Below are 23,013 nucleotides of genomic sequence, written 5' to 3'. Positions count from 1 at the left end.
TGTAAAGCCGAAGCTTATTTCTTGTCCGACGGCTTGGCCGGCACGACCGTGTCGGTCTTCGGATCGGTCTTGGCACCTGCGGCAGGGCTGGCGGCCTTCGACGCGTCCTTCGGCAGCGGACCGGCGTTGGCTTCCAGACGCGACTTGGTGCGCTGGACCGGCTCGCCCTTGAGCTGATGGACAGCCTGCTGGAGCATGAAGTCGTCGGCGCTGCCCAGATCCGGCAGGCGTTCCTCGCGTTCCTTCTTGCGTTCTTCCGGCGTCTTCTTCGCGTTCTCTTCCTCGAGGCGGCGCAGTTCTTCCAGGCGGCGAGCTTCGCGGGCGTCGATTTCCTTCTGCTCGTCAGGCGTTTGCGTGTTGTGCAGGTGGTTCTGGTAATCGATTTCGCGCGTGACCAGTACGTCGTCCGGGTCGCCCTTCGGATTCTGATCGACCGGCACGTCCGGCTTGATACCGATCGACTGGATCGAGCGGCCGCTCGGCGTGTAGTAGTACGCCGTGGTCAGACGCAGCGCGGTATCGGGCGAGAGCTGACGCACCGTCTGCACCGAACCCTTCCCGAACGTCGTCTTGCCCATGATCAGGGCGCGCTTCGAATCCTGCAGTGCGCCAGCCACGATTTCCGAGGCGGATGCGGAGTAGGCGTTCACCAGCACGACCATCGGCACCGTCTTCCAGAACGGGGCTTCGCCCTTGAGCGGATCTTCCGGGCTAGCCGACAGGCGGTAGTTGTCGAAGGTGGCCGTGTACTTCTGCTTGGCGTCTTCGATCTGGCCGTTGGTCGTCACGACCGTGGCGCCTTCCTTCACGAACGCTGCGGAGACACCGACTGCGGACTGGAGAATGCCGCCGCCGTTGTTACGCAGATCGAGGATCAGGCCCTTCGGCTGGTCCTTGGCGAGTTCCTGGAGCTTCTTGGCCAGGTCCGGCACGGTGCGCTCCTGGAAGCTCGTGATACGCACGTAGGCGATACCCGAGTCCAGCATCTTGCCCTTCACGCTCTGCACGCGGATTTCCGCACGCACGATCGATACCGGGAAGGTTCGCTCCTCCGACTTGCGGAAGATCGTGAGCGTGACCTTGCTGCCCGGGGCCCCGCGCATACGCTTGACCGCCTGGTCGAGCGTCATGCCGCGCACGGGCTTGTCGTCGATGCGGGTAATCAGGTCGCCGGGCTTCAGGCCGGCCTTGAATGCCGGGCTGTCCTCGATCGGCGAGATGACCTTCACGAGGCCGTCTTCCTGCGAAATCTCGATGCCCAGACCCGCGAAGCGACCGCGTGTCTGCTCCTGGAGCTCTTTGTATTCTTCCTTGTCGAGGTACGACGAGTGCGGATCGAGGCTCGACACCATGCCCTTGATCGCTGCGGTGAGCAGCTTCTTGTCGTCGACCGGTTGCACGTACTCGCGCTTGATCTGGCCGAACACTTCGGCAAGCAGACGAAGCTGTTCGAGCGGCAACGGCGTGGTAGCGCTTTGTGCGGAAGCCTGCGAGAACGCGAGGGTGGCAGCCGCACCGGTCGCGAGGCCCAGCACGATCAGGCCGATGTGTTTGAGGGTTTGGCGCATATAGGCGTGGAAATTCCGGATTTTTCGGGGCGCCCGCCAATGGGCGCGCGCACTTTGGCGAAGTATAACCGTTTGCCCGCAGGCGGGACATTGCCCATTCGACAGGGACTTTTCCGGAGTGGTTCTACGAAAAGTACCGTTTAAAACGCCAACACGGCGAATTTTTTGCCGGATGTCACCCGAATGAACCGCGCTTTTGCGGAGAAATCACGCGATGGCACGCCTTGGGAGCCGTGAACTCGGACCGCAAAATGCGGGCGGAGCGTGTTACCGCGTATTACGGAATGTCCCGGCGGATGGCGGGAAAGTGGCCGAAAGCGGTCGGCAGGCAGGCAGACAGGCGGGCAGGCGGGCTAAAAGGCGAAAAGGCGGAGAGGCGGAGAGGCGGAACGACCGGCGGCGCCAAATGTGCCGCGACGTGAGACGCGTCGAGAGCGAAATGCGCCGGCGAATCGGTGCCGGGCGCTGCGATAGCGCGCCGCCGTCCAGGCGATGCACTATCGCACGTCACGGCATGTGGCCCCGAAGGGGCGACATGCCGTGAATCGCGAGACGTTACTTCGACTTGCCCTGCGCGGCCACGGCGGCCAGCGCACCGGCGATCTTGTCCTGATCGCCCAGGTAGTAATGACGGATCGGCTTCAGGTCGGCATCCAGTTCATACACGAGCGGCGTGCCGTTCGGGATGTTCAGGCCGGCGATGTCGTCGTCCGAAATGTTGTCGAGATGCTTGATGAGGGCACGCAGCGAGTTGCCGTGTGCGGCGACCAGCACCTGCTTGCCGGCACGCACGGCCGGAGCGATCGACTCGTTCCACAGCGGGAGCACGCGCGCCACGGTGTCCTTCAGGCACTCGGTGAGCGGAATTTCTTCGCGCTTGAGCTTGGCGTAACGCGGATCGTTGTAGGAGCTGCGCTCGTCGTCGGCGGCCAGCGGCGGCGGCGGCGTGTCATAGCTGCGACGCCAGACATGCACCTGATCGTCACCGTACTTGGCGGCGGTCTCGGCCTTGTTCAGGCCGGCCAGCGCGCCGTAGTGACGCTCGTTGAGGCGCCAGCTGTGGACCACGGGGATCCACATCTGGTCCATGGCGTCCTGCACATGCCAGAGGGTGCGGATGGCGCGCTTGAGCACCGAGGTATAGGCGAGATCGAACTTGAAACCGGCTTGCGAGAGCAGGTCGCCGGCCTGGGCGGCCTCGGCAACGCCCTTTTCGGTCAGGTCGACATCGACCCAGCCGGTGAAGCGGTTTTCCTTGTTCCACGTCGATTCGCCGTGGCGGATGAGAACGAGCTTGTACATGAGCAGACTTCAAACAGAGTTGGAAAGCGGGGGCAGCCGATCGGGGGCGGTCCGTCGCTGCTACCTCGCACAGCCGCGCCCAGTAAGGGTTTGCGGCCATGCCCGGAGGACATTCGGGGGAGCGGCGAAGGGGCCGTCGACGTCCGTTGCAGCGATTGGCAACGAGACCCGTCGGCGCAATCACGGATTATTTTATAATGATCGGATTCTTTTGACCTTTTTCAGGTGGTTTGTGAAGTTCTTTGCCGATTACACCAACCTCGCGCTGATCGCGATCGCCCTCGTTTCGGGTGGCATGCTGGCCTGGCCGGTTTTCAAGCGCGGCGGTCGCGGTCTGTCGACCACGGAAGCGACCCAGCTCATCAACCGCAAGGGCGCCGTGGTGCTCGACGTGCGTACCGGCGAGGAATTTGCCTCCGGCCACCTGCCGTCTGCGCGCAACGTACCGCTCGACGACGTGGAACAAAAGGTCACGCAAGTCATCAAGAATAAGGCAGCGCCGGTACTTATCGTGTGCAAGAGCGGTCAACGCTCGGCGCGCGCTCAGACGCTGTTGCGTAATCTTGGCTATGCTGAGGCGTTCAGCCTCCAGGGCGGCATTGCCGCCTGGCAGGAAGCCGGCCTGCCGGTCGTGAAGTAATCGAGGAGTTGCAAGTCATGCCGAAGATCGTGATGTACAGCACGCAAGTGTGCCCGTATTGCCAGATGGCGGAACGTCTGCTGCGTCAGCGCGGCGTTCAGGAAATCGAGAAGATTCTGATCGACAAGGACCCCGCCCGCCGCGAAGAAATGATGACGCGCACCGGACGTCGCACCGTGCCGCAGATCTACATCGACGAGCGCCATGTCGGCGGTTACGACGATCTCTCGGCGCTGGATCGTGCCGGTGGTCTCCTGCCGCTCTTGCAAGCGGCCTGAGAGCCCCTGCAAAATAGTCGTCCGGCCGCGTACCTGCGCGGCTGTTTCATACCCAAGGAAACGAAGAAATGTCCGACCAGAATCAGCCGTTTTTCAGCATCCAGCGCGCTTACCTGAAAGATCTGTCGCTCGAGCAGCCGAATTCGCCCGCGATCTTCCTCGAGCAGGAGATGCCGACCGTTGAAGTGCAGCTGGACGTCGCTGCCGAGCGCCTGGCCGAGGAAATCTTCGAAGTCGCCGTGATCGCCACGGTGACGGCAAAGATCAAGGACAAGGTCGCGTTCCTGGTCGAAGGCAAGCAAGCCGGTATTTTCGAAATCCGTAACGTGCCGGTCGAGCAGCTCGACCCGCTCATCGGCATCGCCTGCCCGACGATCGTCTACCCGTACCTGCGCGCGAACGTGGCCGACGCCATCAGCCGTGCCGGTTTCCAGCCGATTCATCTGGCGGAAGTGAACTTCCAGGCGCTGTACGAGCAACGTCTGGCGCAACTGGCCGAGCAACAAGCGGCCAATGGCGAGGCGCCGGCATCGGGCATCGTGATGCCCGACGGCTCGTCGGCTCAGACCCACTAAGCGCTTGCGCTTCATCGGCGCGATGGCGGGCGAATGGCTCGCTGTCGCGTCGAGGTCCTCTTCATGAAGATTGCCGTATTCGGTGCAGGTGCCTGGGGCACCGCGATGGCGAGTCACATGGCAGCACGCCATGACGTTGTCCTTTGGGCGCGCGACGCAGCGTTGCTCGAGCAACTCGCCGACTCCCACGAAAATTCCACTTATCTCCCCGGTTGTCCGCTCTCCCCACGTCTTCGATTCGAAGCCGATTTCGCGCGCGCACTGGCGCACGGCACAGGCGCGCATGCGTTGTGCGTGGCCGCCGTTCCGGTCGCGGGGTTGCGGGCACTGGCCGGTCACATGGCGCTGGCCGCCAACCCACCGCAGAACCTGATCTGGTTGTGTAAGGGTTTCGAGGCCGATTCGGGGCTGCTGCCACATCAGATCGTGGCCGACGTCTTCCCGAAGGTCGCGGGAGGCTCGCTCTCGGGGCCGAGCTTCGCGCGCGAAGTGGCGCAGGGCCTGCCGGCGGCGTTGACCATCGCCAGCACGGCGCCGTCGCTGTGCGAACTGACCATTGCGGCGTGCCATTACGGCGCGCTGCGCATTTATTCGAGCGACGACGTCGTCGGTGTCGAAGTCGGCGGTGCCGTGAAAAACGTGCTGGCGATCGCCACGGGCGTGAGCGACGGGCTGGGCCTCGGTTTGAATGCGCGTGCAGCGCTCGTAACGCGTGGACTCGCCGAGATGACGCGGCTGGGCGTTGCGCTGGGCGGCAAGCCCGAGACGTTCATGGGACTCGCCGGCATGGGCGATCTGATCCTGACGGCAACGGGGGATCTGTCGCGCAACCGCACCGTGGGTTTGCAACTTGCCACCGGCAAGTCGCTCGATGAGGTGCTGGCGTCGTTGGGGCACGTTGCCGAAGGCGTACGATGTGCGCGTGCGGTACGCGATCTGGCGCACGCGCATGGCGTTGAAATGCCGATCACGGATGCCGTGTGTGCCACCCTGTTCGACGGTTTGCCCGCTCGTGCGGCGGTGGAAGCGCTGCTGCGGCGCGACGCCCGTGCAGAGCGCGAGGACGACGGTCACCCGGGCTGACGCGTCGCAAACAACCTCATGCGGTCCGCCGGCGTTGTCTCCCGGGCAAGCTGGCGGCCTGCAACTGTGCCGCTGCTGCCATGCTTCGGCGCTTCGACGGCGAATCCTCGTCGTTGACACTCGCTACAAGGGAGTTCCGCCCATGTCGCAAGCTGTCCATCTCCACGCCTCTCAAGGCGATATCACGCAATCTAGGGTTGATGCCATCGTGAACGCGGCGAACGAATCGCTGCTGGGCGGTGGCGGTGTCGACGGTGCGATTCATCGTGCGGCGGGGCCTGAATTACTCGACGCCTGTCGCAAGCTGCACGGTTGTCCGACCGGTCAGGCGAAGCTCACGCCGGGTTTTCGTCTCAAGGCCAAATTCATCATCCACACGGTAGGCCCGGTCTGGCATGGGGGCGCCGTCGACGAGCCGGCGCTGCTGGCGAGTTGCTATCGAGAGAGCCTGCGCCTGGCGTCCGAGCAGGGCTGCCGCAGTGTGGCATTCCCGGCGATCAGTTGCGGCGTCTATGGCTATCCGGCGGAGCTGGCGGTGCCGCTGGCCGTGTTCACCGTGCGCGATGCGCTACTGCATTTCCCCAATGTCGAGCACGTGGAGTTCGTCTGCTTCGACGCCCCGATGCTCGCGCTTTATCAGACGGAACTCGCGAATCAGGACCCGCCTGCGTAGTCCTGCTGTCGCCACGCCTCGAAGACCACCACGGCGACGGTGTTCGACAGATTGAGACTGCGATTGCCGGGACGCATGGGCAGACGTACCCGTTGCGTCGTCGAAAACGTCTCCAGCAGGGTTGGGTCGAGACCACGGGTCTCCGAGCCGAAGACGAACCAGTCGCCCGGCGCGAACGACAACTCGCCAAAGGGGCGCGAACCGCGTGTGGTCAGCGCGAACATCCGCGTCGGATCCGGCGTTTCTGCGGCGAGAAACGCGGCCCAGTCCTTGTGCACCTTCATCTCCGCGTACTCGTGATAGTCGAGGCCGGCGCGGCGCATGCGGGCGTCGTCGAGCGGAAAACCCAGCGGCTCGATCAGATGCAGGCGTGCACCCGTGTTGGCGCAAAGGCGGATCACATTGCCCGTATTGGGTGGAATTTCAGGCGAGACGAGAACGACGTTGAACATAAGCGTTGGGGGCTGAGTTATGGGAAGGAGGGCGGGCGGAGCGGGGCGGCGTGCGCAACGCGACGGCCGCCAGCACGTGCGTGGCCCCTGCGCGTTTGAGCGCAGACGCCGCAGCGTCGCAGGTGGCGCCGGTGGTCATCACATCATCGATCAGCACGATACGTCGCCCGCGAACGCGCTCGCTGGCGACGAACGCGCCACGCAAGTTGCGTTTCCGGTCGTCACGCGAGAGGCGTCGCTGCGCAGTGGTCGTCCGTTCGCGGCGCAGTACGTGCGCGCTCGCGGGCAACTGCGCGCGACGTGACGCGACACGTGCCAGCTCCCATGCCTGATTGAAGCCGCGCGACGCGAGTCTCGACGGCGCCAGAGGCACGGGCACCAGCAAAGGGGTCTCGCCGGCGTGTGCCGACAGGGCGTCGCCAAGGCGTTCGCCGAATTCGCGGGCGAACGGCAACGCACCGTGGTATTTCAGACGAATCATCAGCATATCGAGCGGTGCCACGTAATCCGCGAGCGTCAGCGTCGCGTCGAATGCGGGGGGACGACGGAGGCATTGTCCGCAGATAACGGTAGGGTCAGTGCGACAAATTGTCGCACCTCCGATGTTGGATGTGGCCGAGCCCGAGGAAGGCGCCGGCGGCAGGGCGATCGCGCATCGATGGCAGCGCAGCGGCGCCTCGGGCCGGTGGCTGTCGAACCCGTATGCGCAATCCGCACAGACCTGCCGGGCCGCGCGCCGGCCGCACAGCGCACAATGGTCTGGCAGCGCCACGCGCAGCAGTTCGCCACTGAACCGGGCGAGCGCTGAGAGGGTGGCACGAAGGGTAGACACGGCGATAGCGGAAATCAGGTGATTCGAGAGGCCTCGACAAGTCATAAAGCCGTTGGCGAAGGCAGGGTGCCCGAAAACGCAAGGTTTGCGGCGGTGTCCGATGCGTTCGGACGGCAACGAGTATACTGCCGACTCGCCTTTTTGCCTGTCCCATGAAGCCCGCTGCCGCTCCCCAATCCCCGTCTTCTACGTTCTCCGCTCGCTTTCTGCGTGCCGCGTTCGATCGTCGCGCGCCGAATTGGCCGGAGGCCGATTTCCTGATGCGGGAGGTCGCATCGCGACTCGCCAGCCGTCTGGATTACATCAAGCTCAAACCGACACGAATCCTCGACGCAGGCTGCGGCACGGGGAGTGACCTGCTGAGCTTCGGTGAGCGCTATCCGGACGCATATCGCGTGGGGCTCGACGCATCGTTCGGCATGGTGCAAGCCGCGAGCGCTGCGGGGGCCGTCACCGGCTGGCGACGGCTGTTGCGCAGCGCGCCGCCGTATGGCCTGGTGCAGGCCGACTTCTCGGCGCTGCCGTTCGCACCGCGCTCGTTCGATCTCGTCTGGTCGAATCTGGCGCTCCATTGGTATCGCGAGCCGCACAGGGTGATTCCCGAGTGGCACCGCGTACTGAGTACCGACGGGCTGCTGATGTTTTCGGCCTACGGTCCTGACACGCTGCGCGAACTGCGCGCCGCGTGGGCGGAAGTCGACGACGTACCGCACGCCCTCGAGCCGACCGACATGCACGATTTGGGCGACATGATGGTGGCCAGCGGTTTCGATACGCCGGTGACGGACATGGAGCGTCTTACGCTTACGTTCGAATCGCCCGATACGCTCTTGCGCGACGTACGTTTGCTGGGCGTGAATCCGCGACCCGAGCGCCGTATGGGGTTGACCGGGCGCGCGCGTCTCGATGCGCTGCGTCAGGCGCTCGAGCGTCAACGCAGTGCCGACGGCACGATCGCGCTGACGTTCGAGCTGGTCTACGGCCACGCCTGGAAGATTCCGGAGAAGACCGATGCTGCGGGAAACGCCATCGTTCGCCTTCAGGACATCGGACGCGGCGGTCGGCCGCGCTAAGCACCTACTCGCCTTCGAGGGTTCACACCGACCCTCTCGCTGCACTCGCTCACGGTAAACACCCACCGAAAGCACTCGCCGCAACATGCGTCCTACACGACCATGCAGGTGTTCTGCGCGTCTCCCCTTCGCTTAAATGACGCTTTACGGCGTGCATGAGCGCAGGGTGATCCGAATCCCCATCCCTTTGCTTTGCCACGTCATGGCGTCGCCTTCGGGCGCGACTTCGGGAGGCTGGCAGTGGGGTTTCCGCACGAGACGTTGGTGGTTTCCGCAGGGTGCGACCCGTCGCAAGAGGGGGCAGCACTACACGTCGACGGTGCATTTCTGCGCCCGTCACTTCCCGCGTTCGCGGCGATCGAAGGACTCTGTCCCGCGACGGTCCATCTCAAGCTGGAGGGCCTGAATCCGGCGGGGTCCATCAAGCTCAAGACTGCGCTGCAGTTGATTGAGGAGCTGGAGTCGACCGACCGTCTTCGGCCGGACACGCGGATCGTCGAGTCGTCTTCAGGGAATCTTGGCGTCGCGTTGGCACTTGTCTGTGCCAATCGCGGCTACCGATTTACGTGTGTCACTGATCCCAATACGTCGCGTCACGCGATCGCAGCCATGCGCGCCACAGGTGCGCACATCGTGCGCGTGACGCATCGCGACGCGCAGGGGGGCTATCTCGGCACGCGCATTGCCTGGATTCGGGAACGTGTCGCGCGCGATCCAAGGTGGGTCTGGCTCAATCAATACGCGAACCCGGGGAACTGGCGGGCGCATCATCGCTGGACGGCTCCTGAGATCTTCGCTGCGTACCCGCACGTCGACCATCTGTTCGTGGGGGCCGGCACGACCGGGACGTTGCTGGGGTGCCTCCGATACGTGCGCAAGCATTGCATGCCGACGCGGGTGATTGCCGTCGATGCCCTGGGCTCGGTCACGTTCGGAGGGCCTCCCGGACCGCGCCGTATTCCCGGGCTGGGCACGAGTTGCCGCCCTGCGCTGTGCGAAGCGCCGAACACCGAGGTGCCGGACGACATCGTGTACGTCCCCGAGCCGGACACGTTGCGCATGTGTCATTCGCTCGCCCGACGAGGACTGCTCGCCGGCGGGTCCACCGGTAGCGTGCTATGCGGGGTGCAGATGGCATCGGCCTCCATTGCGCGCGATGCCACGGTCGTCGCCATTGCCCCGGACATGGGCGACAAATATCTCGACACGATCTACGACCCCGACTGGACCACTTCGTGTTTCGAGGCGGCGGCCCCCGGGCATCCGCCTGCACCCCACGAGACAGCCGACGCCTTCGACGCTTCCCATCCTTCACTGCCATGAGTGCACTCTCGTTACCGCAATTTCGCGTGTTCGCCGGCGAGCAGATCAATGCTGCGGTCCAGGAGGGACGACGCGCCATTCTCACGACGGTCGAAGCGGCGTATCGCGCGCATCAGGCCGGCCGCACGGTCAATCCAGAGAGTCAGTTTCTTCGCTTTCCGGACGGCCCTCGCAATCGGATCATCGCCTTGCCCGCGCACATCCGCGATCGCAGCGGCGATGGCGTGACCGGCATCAAGTGGATATCGAGCTTTCCGGAAAACGTCGAACGCGGGATGCCGCGCGCATCGGCGGTGCTGATTCTGAACGACATCATGACCGGCTATCCGATGGCGTGCATGGAGGCGAGCATCATCAGTGCCGCGCGTACTGCTGCGAGTGCGATCAGCGCACTGCGCTGCCTTGCCGCGAACCGGACGCTACCCGATCGGGGCCTGCGGATCGGCTTCATTGGTGCGGGGGTGATCGCGCGTCATGTGGCCGAGTGTCTGCCGCTCGCCGAGCGGGACATCAGCCGCGTGACGGTGCATGACCTGAGCGACGAATACGCGGCATCGCTTGTCGCACGCATCGAGTCGCGGCTGGGTTACGAGGCGTATGCCGAGACGTCGCTCGAACGCACCATTCGCCATTCGGACATCGTCGTTTTCGCCACAACGGCCGCCATGCCCTATGTCGATAACCCCGACTGGTTTTCCCATTGTCCGACCGTCTTGCACCTCTCGCTGCGCGACCTGGCCCCGGAGGTCGTGCTGGCGTCCCACAACGTGGTCGATGACATCGATCATTGCCTGCGTGCGCAAACATCGTTGCATCTGACAGAGGGTGCCATCGGTCATCGACGTTTCGTCACGACGTCGCTGCCTCACCTGCTCTGTGGCGGCGAACCGCCTTCGCAGGACCGTCCCATTGTGTTCTCGCCGTTTGGTCTGGGCATTCTCGATATCGCCGTTGGCCGATGGGTCTACGAACGACTCGCGACGCACCAGGCACCTGTTCCTCGCTTTTTCTACGATATGCAACGCGCATGACCTCTGTTTCCTGTAGTGCCACCTCTCATGTTTCTCACCAACCTTCGTCGCGCACTGAAGGCTATGCCGACGTGCTTGTCGGTCTGCAATACGGTGACGAAGGCAAAGCCAAGATCATCGACGCCCTCGCGCCGGGGTATGACGTCATCGCACGTTTCAACGGTGGGGCTAATGCGGGTCACACCATCGACACGCCTCGTGGGCGCGTCGCCCTTCGGCAACTTCCGTCAGGCGTATTTCATCCGTGCGCCGAGCTTTACATCGGCTCGGGATGTGCGATCAATCCCTGGAAGCTCGCAGAGGAAATCGAGCAGATTCGCGAGATGGGCGTTTCGCTCGAGGGTCGTCTGCGCATTAGTGCGCGGGCGGCGATCGTGCAGCCGCATCACATGGCACTGGATCGCACTGCCAGCCACACCATCGGCACGACAGGCAATGGCATTGGCCCGTGCTATGCCGACCGGGCACTGCGGGTGCGCAACGACACGCGAGTCAACCTGATGCTGGGGGACCTGCTCAGCAATGAAACGGAAACCATCGCTTCAATGCGGCAAGTTTTCACTCGCATGATCAATGCGGAAGGTGGCACGTCGCCCTGGATGGCGGAAATGTCGGATCTTCTGTTGGGCTTGCCGAGGGTCGCGCAAACGCTGCGTGAGTACATCGCGCCGGATCGCTCATGGCTCGCGAATCGTGTGGCGAATGGCGCCAGGGTGCTGTTCGAAGGTGCGCAGTCGATATTGCTCGACGTCGTCGACGGCAGCCAACCCTACGTGACGTCGAGTCATACGGTACCGGCATATGCCTACGTGGGTGGCGACTTGCCGCCGAAGTATCACCGGCGGACGATCGGCGTCGCGAAGGCCATCGTGTCGCGCGTTGGGCGCGGCCCGTTTCCTTCAGAACTGGGTGGCGAGCGCTCGGCGCAGTATTGCGATGAAGCTTCGCAGTCGCGACGGGGTGCGGCGGACGAGTTGAAGCAACATCTGCCAGACAGCTTGCTGCAATCGAGCGATCCCTTCGATGTCGGCACCGCACTTCGCATGCTCACCGGTGAGTACGGCACGGGAACGGGGCGACCGCGTCGTATCGGAATGCTCGATCTCGCTCAGCTCCGCGAGGTGATCAAGGCGCACGCGATCGACTGCGTCTATCTGAACAAGGTCGATTGTCTGACGCACTACGTTCATTCGACGTATCAGGGGGTGCCGGTGCGCGTACATCGCGAGGCGCTGTCCCATGACGCAACGCCCGATGTGTTGATCTACCCGGGGCTGACGGAGCGGTCGATCGCCCTCGGGCGCGAGGGAACGCTCGACGCAGCCATGCAGGGCTTCATCGACTTCGTCGAGCGACATGCCGGCGCTCCCTTGGCGGGTATCGGACTGGGACCGGAACGCGCCAGTCTGATGGCGCTTTCCGTGCATCATCCGGTGCCACACGCTGCGGTGGAGGAGCATGGCTGACTTGTCGTCCGAGGGTATGGAATCCCATCGGCAGGCGCCTTGGCGAGAGGTTGCCGCAGTCACGCGTTGCAGCGTGGAAGCCTGCTTTCCCCCGTTGCAACCCGATCAGCTGTTCTTCAATGTCTCGCTCATGCCCTATGCGACGCATCCGCTCGTTTGCGAGATGGGGCAGGCGGCGCGTCAGCAGTTGAGCGCGCTGCGACTTGCCGACTACCTGAACAAGACGGAGCGCGTCGAATTGCACATCGTCAACCGCGCGGTCGAGCAGATGATGGACATTCCGGGCATCACGTCGGTGAGTCGCGACGATCTGCTGGCCATCTACACGGATGAAGGATTTCACACGTGGATGATGGAGCGCTTTCGTCGCCGGCTTTTTGAGCGAACGGGCCGCGAGCTGGCACAGAAGCCCTCGCTTGGCGTGACGCGCGTGATGGCGCTGTGCGAGTCCGTGCCGGCGACGCATCGCGGCATGGCGATCGTGGCCGCAGCGTCGATTACGGAAACGCTGATTACCGGCACGCTGCGTCAGGCAGGCGCCTGCGACGACATTTACCCACCGGTGCGTGCATTGCTGGCCGACCATGCGGCGGACGAAATGCGGCATCAGGCGGCGTTCGTCCGGTTCGTGTCGGAATGGGTGCCTGCGCTCTCATCCGACGAGCGCGCCTTTCTCAATGACCTTTTTCCGGATTTGATGCTTGCGTTCCTCGCCCCCGAGTTGCCCGTCTGGCACGAGCATCTGTGTGCCGTGGGCATGGCGGCGGGCGACGCGGAGCAGGTGATTCGCGAAAGCGTCGATTCGTTGGCGGTCGGCGTGCAGATGATGGAGGCGGCGCTCGTACCGCGTCGTCTCTTCGAACGATTGGGAATGTCCTGCGCGGAACGGTTTGCGCAACGTGCGAGCCGTTGGCGCCCACCTTGATTATCAGGAGGCACATGTGACTTGTCATTGGCTTGCCCCGGATCTCACCATGAGCTCGGCGGATTACCGGGCGCTACTCAACGCCGCGCTCGCCTTCAAGCGTCGATACCCTGCGCATACGGAAGACGTACTGCGCGGCCGGACGATCTACTTCCTGTTCTACAACGCCTCGCTGCGTACGCGAAGCAGCTTTCAGACCGGCCTGTCACGGATGGGGGGGCACGCCGTTGTGCTCGACCCAAAGCATGGGATCTACACGCCTGCCCTGCCGGAGGCCGAGATTCCCTATGCCACGGAGCGGATCTCGGACACGGCGCGGGTGCTGTCTTCCTATGGAGATGCGATCGCCATACGCATGTACGGCGAACCGGCGGGCTGGGTGTATGGCGCCGCGCATCGTCACCTCGAAGCGTTTGCCGAATGGAGCCAGGTACCGGTCATCAACATGGAGTGCGATCGCTTCCATCCATGCCAGGCACTGGCCGATGTCATGACATTGCGTGAGCAACTGGGCGAACTCGCCGGGCGGCGTCTGTGCATCAGTTGGGCGTATTCGGGAAGCTGGCACAAGCCTGTGGCCGTACCGCAGAGCCTGCTGCTCGCCGCGGTGAAGGCTGGCATGGATGTCACGCTGGCGCACCCGGCGCCGTTCGCGCTCGATCCGAGCGTGATGCAAGCTGCATCCCGTTTCGCCGATCAGACCGGTGCGAGGATTCGCGTCACGCACGATTTCCGTGACGGCGTTTCGAATGCCCATGCTGTCTACGCAAAGTCGTGGTGCAGTCTGGCGTCGCTGCCGACGCGCCGTGGCGACCCTGTCGACGCGTCGGCCATGCAGTCGGCATTCGAGCAACATCGTGACTGGTGCGTCGACACCGATGTAATGCAACACGCGGCCCCCGGCTCGGGATATCTGCACTGCCTGCCCGCCGATCGGGGGCAAGAGGTGACAGACGACGTGATCGATGGACCGTCGTCGTGGGTATTCCGGCAGGCCGCCAATCGGCTTCACGCGCAGAACGCCGTGATGGCGCACTTGCTGAACCCGGGGAGCCTGGCATGAGGTCGCCCTTCTCCTACCGCTACACGTGCGTCAAATGTGGGACCCCACAATCGTGGGGTGAGATTCGATATCGTTGCCCGGTGTGCGGGCAGAACCTGCGCGTCGAACGCAAGAGGGATGCGGATTCCCCCTGCGGTACGGACATCGTGCGCACGTTTCGCGGGCGAGGCATCTGGCGATATCGCACGCTGTTGCCGGTGGACGCCTGCTGGGGAAGCCGACTGGTGGTTGGCCAGACACCATTGGTCGACTGCGGTGAGGACGGCGGGGTGTATCTGTGCGTCAAGGACGAAGCGCGTAACCCGAGCGGATCGCTGAAGGATCGTGCCACCGAAGTCGTGGTGGCGGCTGCCAGGCATGCGGGATGTACACATGTCGTGACGGCATCGACGGGCAATGCCGGTGCGTCGCTGGCCTGCATTGCGGCGTCGCAGGGGATGGCAGCGACAGTCGTCGTGCCCGCGCGTACTCCGCTCGCGAAGCTCGCGCAGATTCGCGCATACGGTGCGAATCTCTGCATGATCGAGGGCACCTACGACGACGCCTTCTCCGTCGCCGAGCGCATGGCCGAAGACGCTGGCGTCTGTTGCCGCAACACGGGCGTCAATCCATTCACCCGCGAGGGCAAGAAAACGTGTGCGTTCGAAATCGCCGAGGCGCTTGACTGGAACGTGCCCGATTGGGTCATCGTACCGACCGGTGACGGGAATATTCTGTCGGGGATTGCAGCGGGATTCTCCGATCTCTGCTCCCTCGGCATCACATCGGCTGTGCCACGTCTGCTCGCTGCGCAGGCCATCGGTTCGAGCAGCATTTCTCGCGATTGGTACACCTGCACCGACGTCATGGATTTGCCTGACGATCCTGCCGTCGTCGTCCCCGACACCGTGGCCGACAGCCTGTCTGTCGGGCGTCCGCGCGATCACCTCGCCGCACTGCAGGCGATACGGAACACAGGTGGCGCCTGCTGCACGGTCAGCGATGCACAGATCATGGCCGCGTCGGCGGCGATGGCGCAGCGTTTCGGCCTCTGGATGGAGCCGTCGTCGGCGGCTGGGTACGCAGCGTTGCGTGAATGCCTCGCGACGGGGCGGATAGCGGCCGGTACCACCGTCGTATTGCTTGGTACCGGCAGCGGGCTCAAATCCGCCGAATGCTCCGATAACGCCTTGCCGGCGTTCGTCAACGATGCTGCTGCCATGCCACACCCTGCGCACAACGAACGCACGCCCTCACAACTGGCGGGTCGCCCATGACACGACCGCATGTCATTGTTCTCGGGGCCGGCGTGAGCGGTCTCACGACAGCCGTGACGTTGTCACTCGCGGGGTGCGACGTCACCATTCATGCTGCGGAGGGGCCCTCTCAGACGACATCGGCGCTTGCCGCGGCGATCTGGCATCCGTTCTATCAGGCACCTGATCTCGTTTACCTCGAACGGGCACGCCAGACGTACGTGACCATGCAGCGCATGTCCGATGATCCGTCGTCCGGCGTGCACATGCGCTCCCTGACCGAATTTTTTTCGCGTGACGCCGGAGCGCCATGGTGGGCCGAGTGCGTCAGCCATGTGAAGCGCGTGTCGCCAGCCGATGTCCCGTCGCGTTTTGCCTGCGCTTACCGGATGGATGTCCCCGTGGCCGACGCGGAAACCTACCTGCGTTATTTGATGACGACGTTCCTCGATCTCGGCGGGTGCTACGTATCGGCACGAGTCGGCGCCCCGTGGGCATTGCTCGACGACGCCGACTTCGTGGTGAATTGCTGCGGGTATGGCAGTCGCCGGTTCGGGGATGCCGATCTCAGCCTGTCTCGAGCGATCGTCCTGCGTGCGACGCCCAGCGATGCCGTCAAAGGTTGCTTCATCGACGACTCCGACCCGGCCTCCCCAACGTATGTCGTCGAACGTCCGGACGATATCGTGCTCGGCGGCACCGCCGACGTCGATCTCACTTCGACGATCGTTGGCGAGCGTCAGGTAGAAGACATCGTGCGTCGGTGCACCCGACTGTGCGATGGCGTTGCGGCGTTGGAGGTGATCGAGGCGCGGGTGGGATTTCGTCCCTCGCGTCGTCTGGCGCGCGTGGGACGCGATGAGCGTCACGCTCGCTTGTTGCACAACTACGGTCACGGCGGCGGCGGGTTTACGTTGTCGTGGGGATGCGCGAACGATGTCGTCCGGCTTGCCGGGCTCACGGCGTGCAACGCATTTTCCGTCGCGTGACCTACGTGACTCACTCCCTTGGGAGCCAATATGGAATTGGATCCGGCGACGCTCGGCGAAGCGAGTGTCTACAACTTCATGATGAGTACGATCCTGCCGCGTCCCATCGCGTGGGTGAGCACGGTCGACGCATCGGGACGTCCGAATCTTGCGCCCTATGCTTACTTCATGGGCGTGTGCTGCGTGCCGATGACCGTATTGTTCTGCCCGGTCGTGCCACCACCGCCGATGCGCAAGAAAGACACGCTGCGGAACATCGAAGCGGTGCCCGAGTTCGTCGTGAACATGGCGACTGCGTCGTGTATCGATGCCGTGAACCTGTCGGCGGCACCCTTGCCACATGGCGAGTCGGAATTCGAGCTTGCCGGCGTGACGCCAGTGGCGTCGTCGCGCGTGCGTCCGCCCCGCGTCAAGGAGGCTGCGGTGGCGTATGAATGCCATGTGCGCGACGTCATCGAAATCAGTTCGTCGCCCGGTGGCGGATGGGTGGTGATCGGGACGGTGCTGGCAGCGCACGTCGACGACGCCCTGATCGATCCCGTCACGCACCACGTGGATTTACAGGCGCTGCGTCCTGTAGGACGACTCGGCGGTGGTTCGTTCGTGAACGCCGCGTCCGATACGTTCACCCTGACGCGGTACAAGACGCTCGCGGATCTCGCCGCACGGAAGTAGCGGAAGCAATGGAAGTAGCGGAAGTGAGGGGTGTCGACATAGGTGGCTCGCCGTCGTCGAGAAGACCGTAGTCGTTCGCGAGTTGGGCCGCGCGGTGACGGCTGGACACGTCGAGCTTTCGCATTACGCTGCGAAGATGAAAGATGACGCCGTGCTCGGACAAGGCGAGGATGCGTCCGATTTCCCACGACGTCTTGCCACGTGCCACCCATTGCAGGCATTCGCGCTCGCGTGGCGTGAGCGTCGGTGCGCCGCCGTGCGCCGCGCTGCGCTGCACGATGCGCCACACGGCCTCGTGCACGTGCATCGCCAGCAACGCGCCGACATGCGACGTCCAGGCATGCGCACCGGCCACACGCAAACGACTGCCCGGTTCTCGTGATGACGACAGACTCAATGTCCCCGATGCCCCCGACGGGGTGAACACCGGATAAGTGATGCCGCAACGCAAGCCCGCCGCACGCTGCTCACGCAGCAACTGCTGCGCGTCGGTCGAGACGTACAGCGCCGGCGTCCACGCCACCGGCGTGAGTTGTCGACTGGCATGCGAGAGCGCCGGGTCGATGCTCGCGTAGCGACGCGCTTCGTAACGCGCCTCCCAGGCGTGCGGCCAGTTGCCGAACTGCGGCGTCGCAACCCGGCCGCCGGGTAACGGGAAGTGTCCCCGATATCGGAAGTGGCAATGCCCGAGCGAATGACAGAGCGATGGCAACGCGTCGCGCAGCGTGTCGAATTCGCTTGCAGCGCGCAGTGCGCTCAGTTGCTCGGCAAAAACAAGGGGAGTGGTGCAACGCATGGCACGCATCACATGACGATGTAGGGAACATGTTCGGCTTGTAGCATGTGCCCTGCGAGTGCGCGCGCCGGGTATCGTCGATGCACGGTTTCGCCGGCACGGTATGGCGTCAAAGACACACTGCCGGCGGGCGCGACATAACGTCGCATGCGAAATTCGGCACAGCGTCTACTGTTCAAGGATATCGGACGAATCCCGCATCGCAACGGAGCCGGAGCGATGCGCGATGTCTGCGCGAAGCGAGGCGGCAGCGTCTGACGGTACGGGGATGATGGCGCGTCGAACGCTTGGTTCGAAAGGTAATCAGGACACCGCAACGAGTCGTGTCGTGTTGCAACGTGTCAATCGAAACGCGCATAGGGAGTATCCCGTAGTCGTTGCGATGCGACGTTTTTCAGATAGGGGAATTACCGGATTCTCCTTTTGTATCAATGAGTTCAGGAGAATGCTATAGCGCGTCAAATACTCGGTATCAATGTTGTCGCTTCGAGAAGGCGCGTTCTATAATGCGGCAGTTTGTCGCGGCCCGGACGCAACTGGTTCCCGGCCGTCGGACATGAAAGACCCAAAATGCCCCACGGGTGACGGCGATGCTCGCAGCTTCCTCTTCAGACACCGGATCGGTGACTAAGGAATGGACGCATAAGCGCAACTGCGCGATATCGCCGCGCCAGTTTGTCCTGTTCTACCTGTCGTTGGCCGCCGTGTCGCTGGGTGTTGCCTTGATTGCGGCGTGGCGCGGTGGGTGGTTGGTCTTGCCGTTCACAGGCCTGGACTTGCTCGTGGTGGGCGTTGCGTTCGTCATTCATGCCCGGCATGCCACAGATTACGAGGTCATTCGGTTGTCGCCCATGAGCCTTGTGGTCGAGCAACGTTCAGCACAGAGGTTGACGCAGTACGAGTTCAATCCCCGCTGGGTACGCATCGACGTCGAGACACCGCCGCGCACGCGCATCGTATTGCGCTCGGGCAGTCGCTCGGTCACCGTCGGTGCCTACCTTGCGCCGCATCGCCGCGAAACGTTTGCGCGCGAGCTGCGCCGTTGTCTTGCCCAACAGGCCTGAGAGAGATGGAGACGATCTCGGGCGACCACCAGGGAGGATTTGGATGGTAATTTTGGGTAAGGAAGCTATGAAAAAAACGAAACACGCCTTGGCGGCTTTCCTTGCGGGCGCCTCACTGCTGGTCGGCGCACCGGCACAGGCGCTGGCGGCGATTACGGACATGCCGGGGGGGCCTGCCGTCAACGAGCTCAATTTCCAGCCGCCAGCCACACGCGTTGCGGAAGAGCTTCACAGCCTGCACACCATGATGCTGATCATCTGCCTGGTGATCTTCATCGGCGTGTTCGGCGTGATGTTCTATTCGATCTTCAAGCACCGCAAATCCAAGGGCCATCAACCCGCGAATTTCCATGAAAGCACCACGGTCGAGGTGATCTGGACGGTCGTGCCGTTCATCATCGTGATTCTGATGGCGCTGCCCGCGACCAAGACCGTCGTGGCGATGAAAGACACCTCCAACGCCGACCTGACGGTCAAGGTCACCGGCTATCAGTGGAAGTGGGGCTACGACTACCTCAAGGGCGAAGGCGAGGGCATCAAGTTCCTGTCCACGCTCACCACGCCGCGCGCCCAGATCGACGGCCTCGAGCCGAAGAGCAACACGTATCTGCAGGAAGTGGACAACCCGCTTGTGGTGCCGGTCAACAAGAAGGTGCGCCTGATCACCACGGCCAACGACGTCATCCACTCGTTCTACGTGCCCGCCTTCGGTATCAAGCAGGACGCGATCCCGGGCTTCGTGCGCGATACGTGGTTCAAGGCCGAGAAGGTGGGTGAGTACCGCGGCTTCTGTACCGAACTGTGCGGCAAGGAACACGCGTTCATGCCCGTGGTGGTGAAGGTCGTCTCGGACGAGGACTACACCAAGTGGGTCGACGCGCAGAAGAAGCTGCTGGCCGCTGCCGCCGACGATCCCAACAAGACTTACACCGTGCAGGAACTGATGGAGCGCGGTCAGAAGGTCTACGCCTCGAATTGCGCCGTGTGTCACCAGCCGAACGGCAAGGGCGGTGGTGCGTTCCCGGCACTCGATGGCGGCAAGATCGTGACGGGCCCGGTGGCCGACCACATCAGCATCGTGCTGCATGGCAAGAATGCGATGCCCAACTGGTCGCATCTGAACGATGTGGAGCTTGCGGCCGTCATCACGTTCGAGCGCAACTCGTGGAGCAACAAGACCGGTGACGTGATTCAGCCGGCACAGGTGCGCGACGCACGCGGCAACAAGTCGGCGAATGCCGCAGGGGCCGCCGGCGCAGACGCAGCGAAGAACAGTTAAGTCGTTCGACCAGTTCGAAGGAAGGAGATTGGGTATGAGTTCCATCGCTCACGATCACGTGGCGGGTCACGACGATCACGCGCACGACCATCCGCACGGATGGCGTCGCTGGCTGTTCGCGACGAATCACAAGGACATCGGCACGATGTACATGATCTTCTCGTTCGTCATGTTGCTCTCGGGCGGCGTGATGGCGTTGATGATCCGTATGGAGTTGTTCGAACCGGGCCTGCAGTTCATTCGTCCGGAGTTCTTCAACCAGCTCACCACCATGCACGGGCTGGTGATGATTTTCGGCGCGATCATGCCGGCGTTCGTGGGCTTCGCGAACTGGATGATCCCGCTGCAGATCGGTGCGTCGGACATGGCGTTCGCACGCATGAACAACTTCAGCTTCTGGCTGCTGCCGGTGGGCGGTCTGCTGCTGATCTCGTCGTTCCTCGTGCCGGGCGGCGCCACGGCAGCCGGCTGGACGATGTACGCGCCGCTCTCGGTGCAGATGGGCCCCGGCCAGGATCTGGCGATCTTCGGTGCGCACATTCTGGGTGCGTCGTCGATCATGGGCGCGATCAACATCATCGTGACCATCCTGAACATGCGCGCACCGGGCATGACGCTCATGAAGATGCCGATGTTCGTGTGGACGTGGCTGATCACCGCCTACCTGCTCATCGCCGTGATGCCGGTGCTCGCCGGCGCGATCACGATGCTGCTCACGGACCGTCACTTCGGCACGTCGTTCTTCAACGCGGCGGGCGGCGGCGACCCGGTCATGTATCAGCACATCTTCTGGTTCTTCGGACACCCGGAGGTGTACATCATGATCCTGCCGGCGTTCGGGATCGTGTCGCAGGTGATTCCGGCGTTCTCGCGCAAGCCGCTGTTCGGCTACAGCTCGATGGTGTACGCCACGGCGTCGATCGCGATCCTGTCGTTCATGGTGTGGGCGCACCACATGTTCGCGACGGGCATGCCGGTCACGGGCCAGCTCTTCTTCATGTACGCCACCATGCTGATCTCGGTGCCCACAGGCGTGAAGGTGTTCAACTGGGTTGCGACGATGTGGAAGGGCTCGCTCACGTTCGAGACTCCGATGCTGTTCGCCATCGGCTTCCTGTTCGTGTTCACGATGGGCGGCTTCACGGGCCTGATGCTCTCGATGGCCCCGCTCGACATTCAGATGCACGGCACTTATTACGTGGTGGCGCACTTCCACTACGTGCTGGTGGCCGGTTCACTCTTCGCGCTCTTCTCAGGGTTCTACTACTGGGTGCCGAAGTGGACGGGCCACATGTACAGCGAGTGGCGCGGCAAGTTCCACTTCTGGGGTTCGCTCATCACGTTCAACGTGACGTTCTTCCCGATGCACTTCCTGGGACTCGCCGGCATGCCGCGTCGTTACGCCGACTACCCGTCGCAGTTCACGGACTTCAACCAGATCGCCACGATCGGCGCGTTCGGTTTCGGTCTGATGCAGGTGTACTTCCTGTTCTTCGTTGCACTGCCTGCATGGCGCGGTGGCCCGGCCGCCGAAGCCAAGCCGTGGGACGGTGCCGAAGGCCTGGAGTGGACCGTGCCGAGCCCGGCGCCGTTCCATACGTTCGAGACGCCGCCGAAGGTGCATTGAGATGGCAGCGAGTCGCGAGCAACGAACGAAGAACCTGCGCACGGGGCTGATTCTCGCCTCGGTCGTGCTGATGTTCTTCTTCGGTGTGATGATCAAGACCAAGTTGATGGGCGGGATGTGACCCGCGCGTCCCGCCTTCGCGCGGGACGTTCAGGTCGCCCCGTCTGGTGGCAGTGACGACGCAGTTTTCACGGCAAATCAGGCGAGTCAGGCGGATATGGGCGGTTTGCGACGAATCAATGTGCGTACCTTCAGCAAGTTGCTGCTGCTGGTCGTGGCGATGTTCGGTTTCGGCTATGCAATGGTGCCGTTCTACCGAGCGTTCTGCGATCTCGTCGGCATCAACCAGCTGGGCGATCGCACGACGGAGATCGTCGCCCGTAATTCGCAGGTCGACACGAGTCGCACGATCACCGTGGAGTTCGACGCCAACGCGCAGGGCCCCCTGCGCTTCAAGCCGGCGAAGAGCAGCCTGACGGTGCATCCGGGCGAGATCGCGACCATCGAGTACGAAGTGGCGAACCAGCAGCCGCATGCGGTGCGTGCCCAGGCGATCCCGAGCTATGCCCCCTCGCAGGCCGCCAGCTACTTCAAGAAGATCGAGTGTTTCTGCTTCACGCAGCAGACACTCGGGGCCGGAGAGGCCAAGGAGTTTCCGGTGGTGTTCGTGGTCGACACGAAGCTGCCCAAGGATGTGAATACGATCACGCTGTCCTATACTTTTTTCGATCTCGGCAAGAGCGAGACCGGCCAGCGCGCAGACGCTTCGACGGGCGCGAACACCGGACCCGCAGCCACGGCAGGTGCGACAGGAGGAGGCAAGGGCAGCAATGGATGACCTGAAGGAGGCGACCCGGCGCAAGCTGTCATTCGTCCAGACCATCAAAGCGGTGTTCTGGTCGTTTTTCGGCGTGCGCAAAGGGCGTGATCACGACCGTGACATGGCGCAGCTCAACCCTGTGCACCTGATCGTGGCGGGACTGCTCGGGGGCATCCTTTTCGTTGTGGCGCTGGTGTTGCTGGCGAAGCTCGCCATCCGCCTCGCGACGTCGTAATCGGCATAG

24 protein-coding genes and 1 pseudogene are annotated in these 23,013 nt (G+C 63.3%); 20 read left to right on the top strand and 5 right to left on the bottom strand.

The genetic code is table 11. From position 1 onward, the window contains the following. Positions 1–14: 14 nt before the first annotated feature. Positions 15–1,568: a S41 family peptidase gene (locus ABWO90_RS06910; RefSeq protein WP_353190451.1), complete on the bottom strand. Its 1,554-nt coding sequence runs from the start codon at positions 1,566–1,568 to the stop codon at positions 15–17. Positions 1,569–2,123: 555 nt separating this feature from the next. Next, positions 2,124–2,870, bottom strand: coding sequence for a 2,3-diphosphoglycerate-dependent phosphoglycerate mutase (gene gpmA / locus ABWO90_RS06905; RefSeq protein ID WP_353190450.1), 747 nt, complete (start codon positions 2,868–2,870; stop codon positions 2,124–2,126). 232 nt (positions 2,871–3,102) lie between these two features. Between gpmA and ABWO90_RS06900 the strand changes: the two genes are divergently transcribed. From ABWO90_RS06900 to ABWO90_RS06880, 5 genes are all read left to right on the top strand, one after another. Further along, positions 3,103–3,510 carry a rhodanese-like domain-containing protein gene (locus ABWO90_RS06900; protein ID WP_353190449.1) on the top strand — a complete coding sequence of 136 codons (408 nt, stop codon included), beginning with the start codon at positions 3,103–3,105 and terminating at the stop codon, positions 3,508–3,510. A 17-nt stretch (positions 3,511–3,527) separates the two neighbouring features. Beyond that, on the top strand, positions 3,528–3,788 hold the full coding sequence (gene grxC / locus ABWO90_RS06895) for a glutaredoxin 3 (protein ID WP_353190448.1): 261 nt from the start codon (positions 3,528–3,530) through the stop codon (positions 3,786–3,788). Between the two features lie 68 nt (positions 3,789–3,856). Then, positions 3,857–4,363: a protein-export chaperone SecB gene (secB, locus tag ABWO90_RS06890; RefSeq protein WP_039407783.1), complete on the top strand. Its 507-nt coding sequence runs from the start codon at positions 3,857–3,859 to the stop codon at positions 4,361–4,363. A gap of 63 nt (positions 4,364–4,426) precedes the next feature. Continuing rightward, positions 4,427–5,446, top strand: coding sequence for an NAD(P)H-dependent glycerol-3-phosphate dehydrogenase (locus tag ABWO90_RS06885; protein ID WP_353190447.1), 1,020 nt, complete (start codon positions 4,427–4,429; stop codon positions 5,444–5,446). Between the two features lie 142 nt (positions 5,447–5,588). Continuing rightward, positions 5,589–6,119 carry an O-acetyl-ADP-ribose deacetylase gene (locus ABWO90_RS06880; protein ID WP_353190446.1) on the top strand — a complete coding sequence of 177 codons (531 nt, stop codon included), beginning with the start codon at positions 5,589–5,591 and terminating at the stop codon, positions 6,117–6,119. On the opposite strand, the gene trmL is transcribed toward ABWO90_RS06880, so the two are convergent. Next, positions 6,101–6,571, bottom strand: coding sequence for a tRNA (uridine(34)/cytosine(34)/5-carboxymethylaminomethyluridine(34)-2'-O)-methyltransferase TrmL (gene trmL, locus ABWO90_RS06875; protein ID WP_353190445.1), 471 nt, complete (start codon positions 6,569–6,571; stop codon positions 6,101–6,103). The genes ABWO90_RS06880 and trmL overlap by 19 nt on opposite strands. After that, positions 6,543–7,052, bottom strand: coding sequence for a ComF family protein (locus ABWO90_RS06870; protein WP_353190444.1), 510 nt, complete (start codon positions 7,050–7,052; stop codon positions 6,543–6,545). The genes trmL and ABWO90_RS06870 overlap by 29 nt, the downstream gene beginning before the upstream one ends. A 503-nt stretch (positions 7,053–7,555) precedes the next feature. Here ABWO90_RS06870 and ABWO90_RS06865 point away from each other — a divergent pair. The 9 genes from ABWO90_RS06865 (at position 7,556) to ABWO90_RS06825 (ending at position 17,183) form a co-directional block, all read left to right on the top strand. Then, entirely contained in the window at positions 7,556–8,476 is a 921-nt protein-coding gene (locus ABWO90_RS06865) for a methyltransferase domain-containing protein (protein ID WP_353190443.1), read from the top strand. A 240-nt stretch (positions 8,477–8,716) separates the two neighbouring features. Beyond that, positions 8,717–9,799 carry a 2,3-diaminopropionate biosynthesis protein SbnA gene (gene sbnA / locus ABWO90_RS06860; protein WP_353190442.1) on the top strand — a complete coding sequence of 361 codons (1,083 nt, stop codon included), beginning with the start codon at positions 8,717–8,719 and terminating at the stop codon, positions 9,797–9,799. Then, a complete protein-coding gene (sbnB, locus tag ABWO90_RS06855; protein ID WP_353190441.1) occupies positions 9,796–10,830 on the top strand; it encodes a 2,3-diaminopropionate biosynthesis protein SbnB in 1,035 nt (344 codons plus the stop codon). Before sbnA ends, sbnB begins: the two co-directional genes overlap by 4 nt. Then, a complete protein-coding gene (locus ABWO90_RS06850; RefSeq protein WP_353190440.1) occupies positions 10,827–12,296 on the top strand; it encodes an adenylosuccinate synthetase in 1,470 nt (489 codons plus the stop codon). The genes sbnB and ABWO90_RS06850 overlap by 4 nt, the downstream gene beginning before the upstream one ends. Continuing rightward, on the top strand, positions 12,289–13,221 hold the full coding sequence (locus tag ABWO90_RS06845) for a diiron oxygenase (RefSeq protein ID WP_353190439.1): 933 nt from the start codon (positions 12,289–12,291) through the stop codon (positions 13,219–13,221). Before ABWO90_RS06850 ends, ABWO90_RS06845 begins: the two co-directional genes overlap by 8 nt. A 49-nt stretch (positions 13,222–13,270) precedes the next feature. Beyond that, positions 13,271–14,284 carry an ornithine carbamoyltransferase gene (locus ABWO90_RS06840; protein ID WP_353190438.1) on the top strand — a complete coding sequence of 338 codons (1,014 nt, stop codon included), beginning with the start codon at positions 13,271–13,273 and terminating at the stop codon, positions 14,282–14,284. Positions 14,285–14,430: 146 nt separating this feature from the next. Next, positions 14,431–15,540 (top strand): threonine synthase, encoded by a 1,110-nt coding sequence (locus ABWO90_RS06835; RefSeq protein WP_353190437.1) that lies wholly within the window; start codon positions 14,431–14,433, stop codon positions 15,538–15,540. Continuing rightward, the gene (locus ABWO90_RS06830; protein ID WP_353190436.1) at positions 15,537–16,508 is read left to right on the top strand and encodes an FAD-dependent oxidoreductase; all 972 of its coding nucleotides are present in this window, start codon (positions 15,537–15,539) and stop codon (positions 16,506–16,508) included. The genes ABWO90_RS06835 and ABWO90_RS06830 overlap by 4 nt, the downstream gene beginning before the upstream one ends. A 30-nt stretch (positions 16,509–16,538) precedes the next feature. Beyond that, positions 16,539–17,183: a flavin reductase family protein gene (locus ABWO90_RS06825; RefSeq protein ID WP_353190435.1), complete on the top strand. Its 645-nt coding sequence runs from the start codon at positions 16,539–16,541 to the stop codon at positions 17,181–17,183. Here ABWO90_RS06825 and ABWO90_RS06820 read toward each other — a convergent pair. Continuing rightward, positions 17,134–17,979 carry a helix-turn-helix transcriptional regulator gene (locus ABWO90_RS06820; RefSeq protein ID WP_353190434.1) on the bottom strand — a complete coding sequence of 282 codons (846 nt, stop codon included), beginning with the start codon at positions 17,977–17,979 and terminating at the stop codon, positions 17,134–17,136. The genes ABWO90_RS06825 and ABWO90_RS06820 overlap by 50 nt on opposite strands. A 590-nt stretch (positions 17,980–18,569) precedes the next feature. On the opposite strand from ABWO90_RS06820, the gene ABWO90_RS06815 reads away from it, so the two are divergent. The 6 genes and pseudogenes from ABWO90_RS06815 to ABWO90_RS06790 all read left to right on the top strand — a co-directional run bounded on the left by ABWO90_RS06815 (position 18,570) and on the right by ABWO90_RS06790 (position 23,004). Next, the gene (locus ABWO90_RS06815) at positions 18,570–19,043 is read left to right on the top strand and encodes a DUF2244 domain-containing protein (RefSeq protein WP_353190509.1); all 474 of its coding nucleotides are present in this window, start codon (positions 18,570–18,572) and stop codon (positions 19,041–19,043) included. Positions 19,044–19,086: 43 nt separating this feature from the next. Then, positions 19,087–20,319, top strand: a pseudogene (gene coxB, locus ABWO90_RS06810) (cytochrome c oxidase subunit II); the annotation flags it as partial. A gap of 37 nt (positions 20,320–20,356) precedes the next feature. Next, the gene (gene ctaD / locus ABWO90_RS06805) at positions 20,357–21,949 is read left to right on the top strand and encodes a cytochrome c oxidase subunit I (protein ID WP_353190433.1); all 1,593 of its coding nucleotides are present in this window, start codon (positions 20,357–20,359) and stop codon (positions 21,947–21,949) included. Position 21,950: 1 nt separating this feature from the next. Continuing rightward, positions 21,951–22,070 carry a cytochrome oxidase small assembly protein gene (locus ABWO90_RS06800; protein ID WP_353190432.1) on the top strand — a complete coding sequence of 40 codons (120 nt, stop codon included), beginning with the start codon at positions 21,951–21,953 and terminating at the stop codon, positions 22,068–22,070. A gap of 96 nt (positions 22,071–22,166) precedes the next feature. Beyond that, positions 22,167–22,787, top strand: coding sequence for a cytochrome c oxidase assembly protein (locus ABWO90_RS06795; RefSeq protein WP_353190431.1), 621 nt, complete (start codon positions 22,167–22,169; stop codon positions 22,785–22,787). Next, positions 22,780–23,004 carry a DUF2970 domain-containing protein gene (locus ABWO90_RS06790; protein ID WP_353190430.1) on the top strand — a complete coding sequence of 75 codons (225 nt, stop codon included), beginning with the start codon at positions 22,780–22,782 and terminating at the stop codon, positions 23,002–23,004. Before ABWO90_RS06795 ends, ABWO90_RS06790 begins: the two co-directional genes overlap by 8 nt. Positions 23,005–23,013: the final 9 nt, after the last annotated feature.

The sequence above is a fragment of the Pandoraea pnomenusa genome (assembly GCF_040391475.1).
In the GTDB taxonomy this organism is placed as follows: domain Bacteria; phylum Pseudomonadota; class Gammaproteobacteria; order Burkholderiales; family Burkholderiaceae; genus Pandoraea; species Pandoraea pnomenusa_C.
This window is presented reverse-complemented; position numbering and strand designations above follow the sequence as displayed.

Bases quoted from the DNA above. Each gene is read 5' to 3' on its own strand.
- ABWO90_RS06910 (WP_353190451.1), bottom strand. From the start codon at position 1,568: ATGCGCCAAACCCTCAAACACATCGGCCTGATCGTGCTGGGCCTCGCG.
- gpmA (WP_353190450.1), bottom strand. From the start codon at position 2,870: ATGTACAAGCTCGTTCTCATCCGCCACGGCGAATCGACGTGGAACAAG.
- grxC (WP_353190448.1), top strand. From the start codon at position 3,528: ATGCCGAAGATCGTGATGTACAGCACGCAAGTGTGCCCGTATTGCCAG.
- secB (WP_039407783.1), top strand. From the start codon at position 3,857: ATGTCCGACCAGAATCAGCCGTTTTTCAGCATCCAGCGCGCTTACCTG.
- ABWO90_RS06885 (WP_353190447.1), top strand. From the start codon at position 4,427: ATGAAGATTGCCGTATTCGGTGCAGGTGCCTGGGGCACCGCGATGGCG.
- ABWO90_RS06880 (WP_353190446.1), top strand. From the start codon at position 5,589: ATGTCGCAAGCTGTCCATCTCCACGCCTCTCAAGGCGATATCACGCAA.
- trmL (WP_353190445.1), bottom strand. From the start codon at position 6,571: ATGTTCAACGTCGTTCTCGTCTCGCCTGAAATTCCACCCAATACGGGC.
- ABWO90_RS06870 (WP_353190444.1), bottom strand. From the start codon at position 7,052: ATGATTCGTCTGAAATACCACGGTGCGTTGCCGTTCGCCCGCGAATTC.
- ABWO90_RS06865 (WP_353190443.1), top strand. From the start codon at position 7,556: ATGAAGCCCGCTGCCGCTCCCCAATCCCCGTCTTCTACGTTCTCCGCT.
- sbnB (WP_353190441.1), top strand. From the start codon at position 9,796: ATGAGTGCACTCTCGTTACCGCAATTTCGCGTGTTCGCCGGCGAGCAG.
- ABWO90_RS06850 (WP_353190440.1), top strand. From the start codon at position 10,827: ATGACCTCTGTTTCCTGTAGTGCCACCTCTCATGTTTCTCACCAACCT.
- ABWO90_RS06845 (WP_353190439.1), top strand. From the start codon at position 12,289: ATGGCTGACTTGTCGTCCGAGGGTATGGAATCCCATCGGCAGGCGCCT.
- ABWO90_RS06840 (WP_353190438.1), top strand. From the start codon at position 13,271: ATGAGCTCGGCGGATTACCGGGCGCTACTCAACGCCGCGCTCGCCTTC.
- ABWO90_RS06830 (WP_353190436.1), top strand. From the start codon at position 15,537: ATGACACGACCGCATGTCATTGTTCTCGGGGCCGGCGTGAGCGGTCTC.
- ABWO90_RS06825 (WP_353190435.1), top strand. From the start codon at position 16,539: ATGGAATTGGATCCGGCGACGCTCGGCGAAGCGAGTGTCTACAACTTC.
- ABWO90_RS06820 (WP_353190434.1), bottom strand. From the start codon at position 17,979: ATGCGTTGCACCACTCCCCTTGTTTTTGCCGAGCAACTGAGCGCACTG.
- ABWO90_RS06815 (WP_353190509.1), top strand. From the start codon at position 18,570: ATGCTCGCAGCTTCCTCTTCAGACACCGGATCGGTGACTAAGGAATGG.
- ctaD (WP_353190433.1), top strand. From the start codon at position 20,357: ATGAGTTCCATCGCTCACGATCACGTGGCGGGTCACGACGATCACGCG.
- ABWO90_RS06800 (WP_353190432.1), top strand. From the start codon at position 21,951: ATGGCAGCGAGTCGCGAGCAACGAACGAAGAACCTGCGCACGGGGCTG.
- ABWO90_RS06795 (WP_353190431.1), top strand. From the start codon at position 22,167: ATGGGCGGTTTGCGACGAATCAATGTGCGTACCTTCAGCAAGTTGCTG.
- ABWO90_RS06790 (WP_353190430.1), top strand. From the start codon at position 22,780: ATGGATGACCTGAAGGAGGCGACCCGGCGCAAGCTGTCATTCGTCCAG.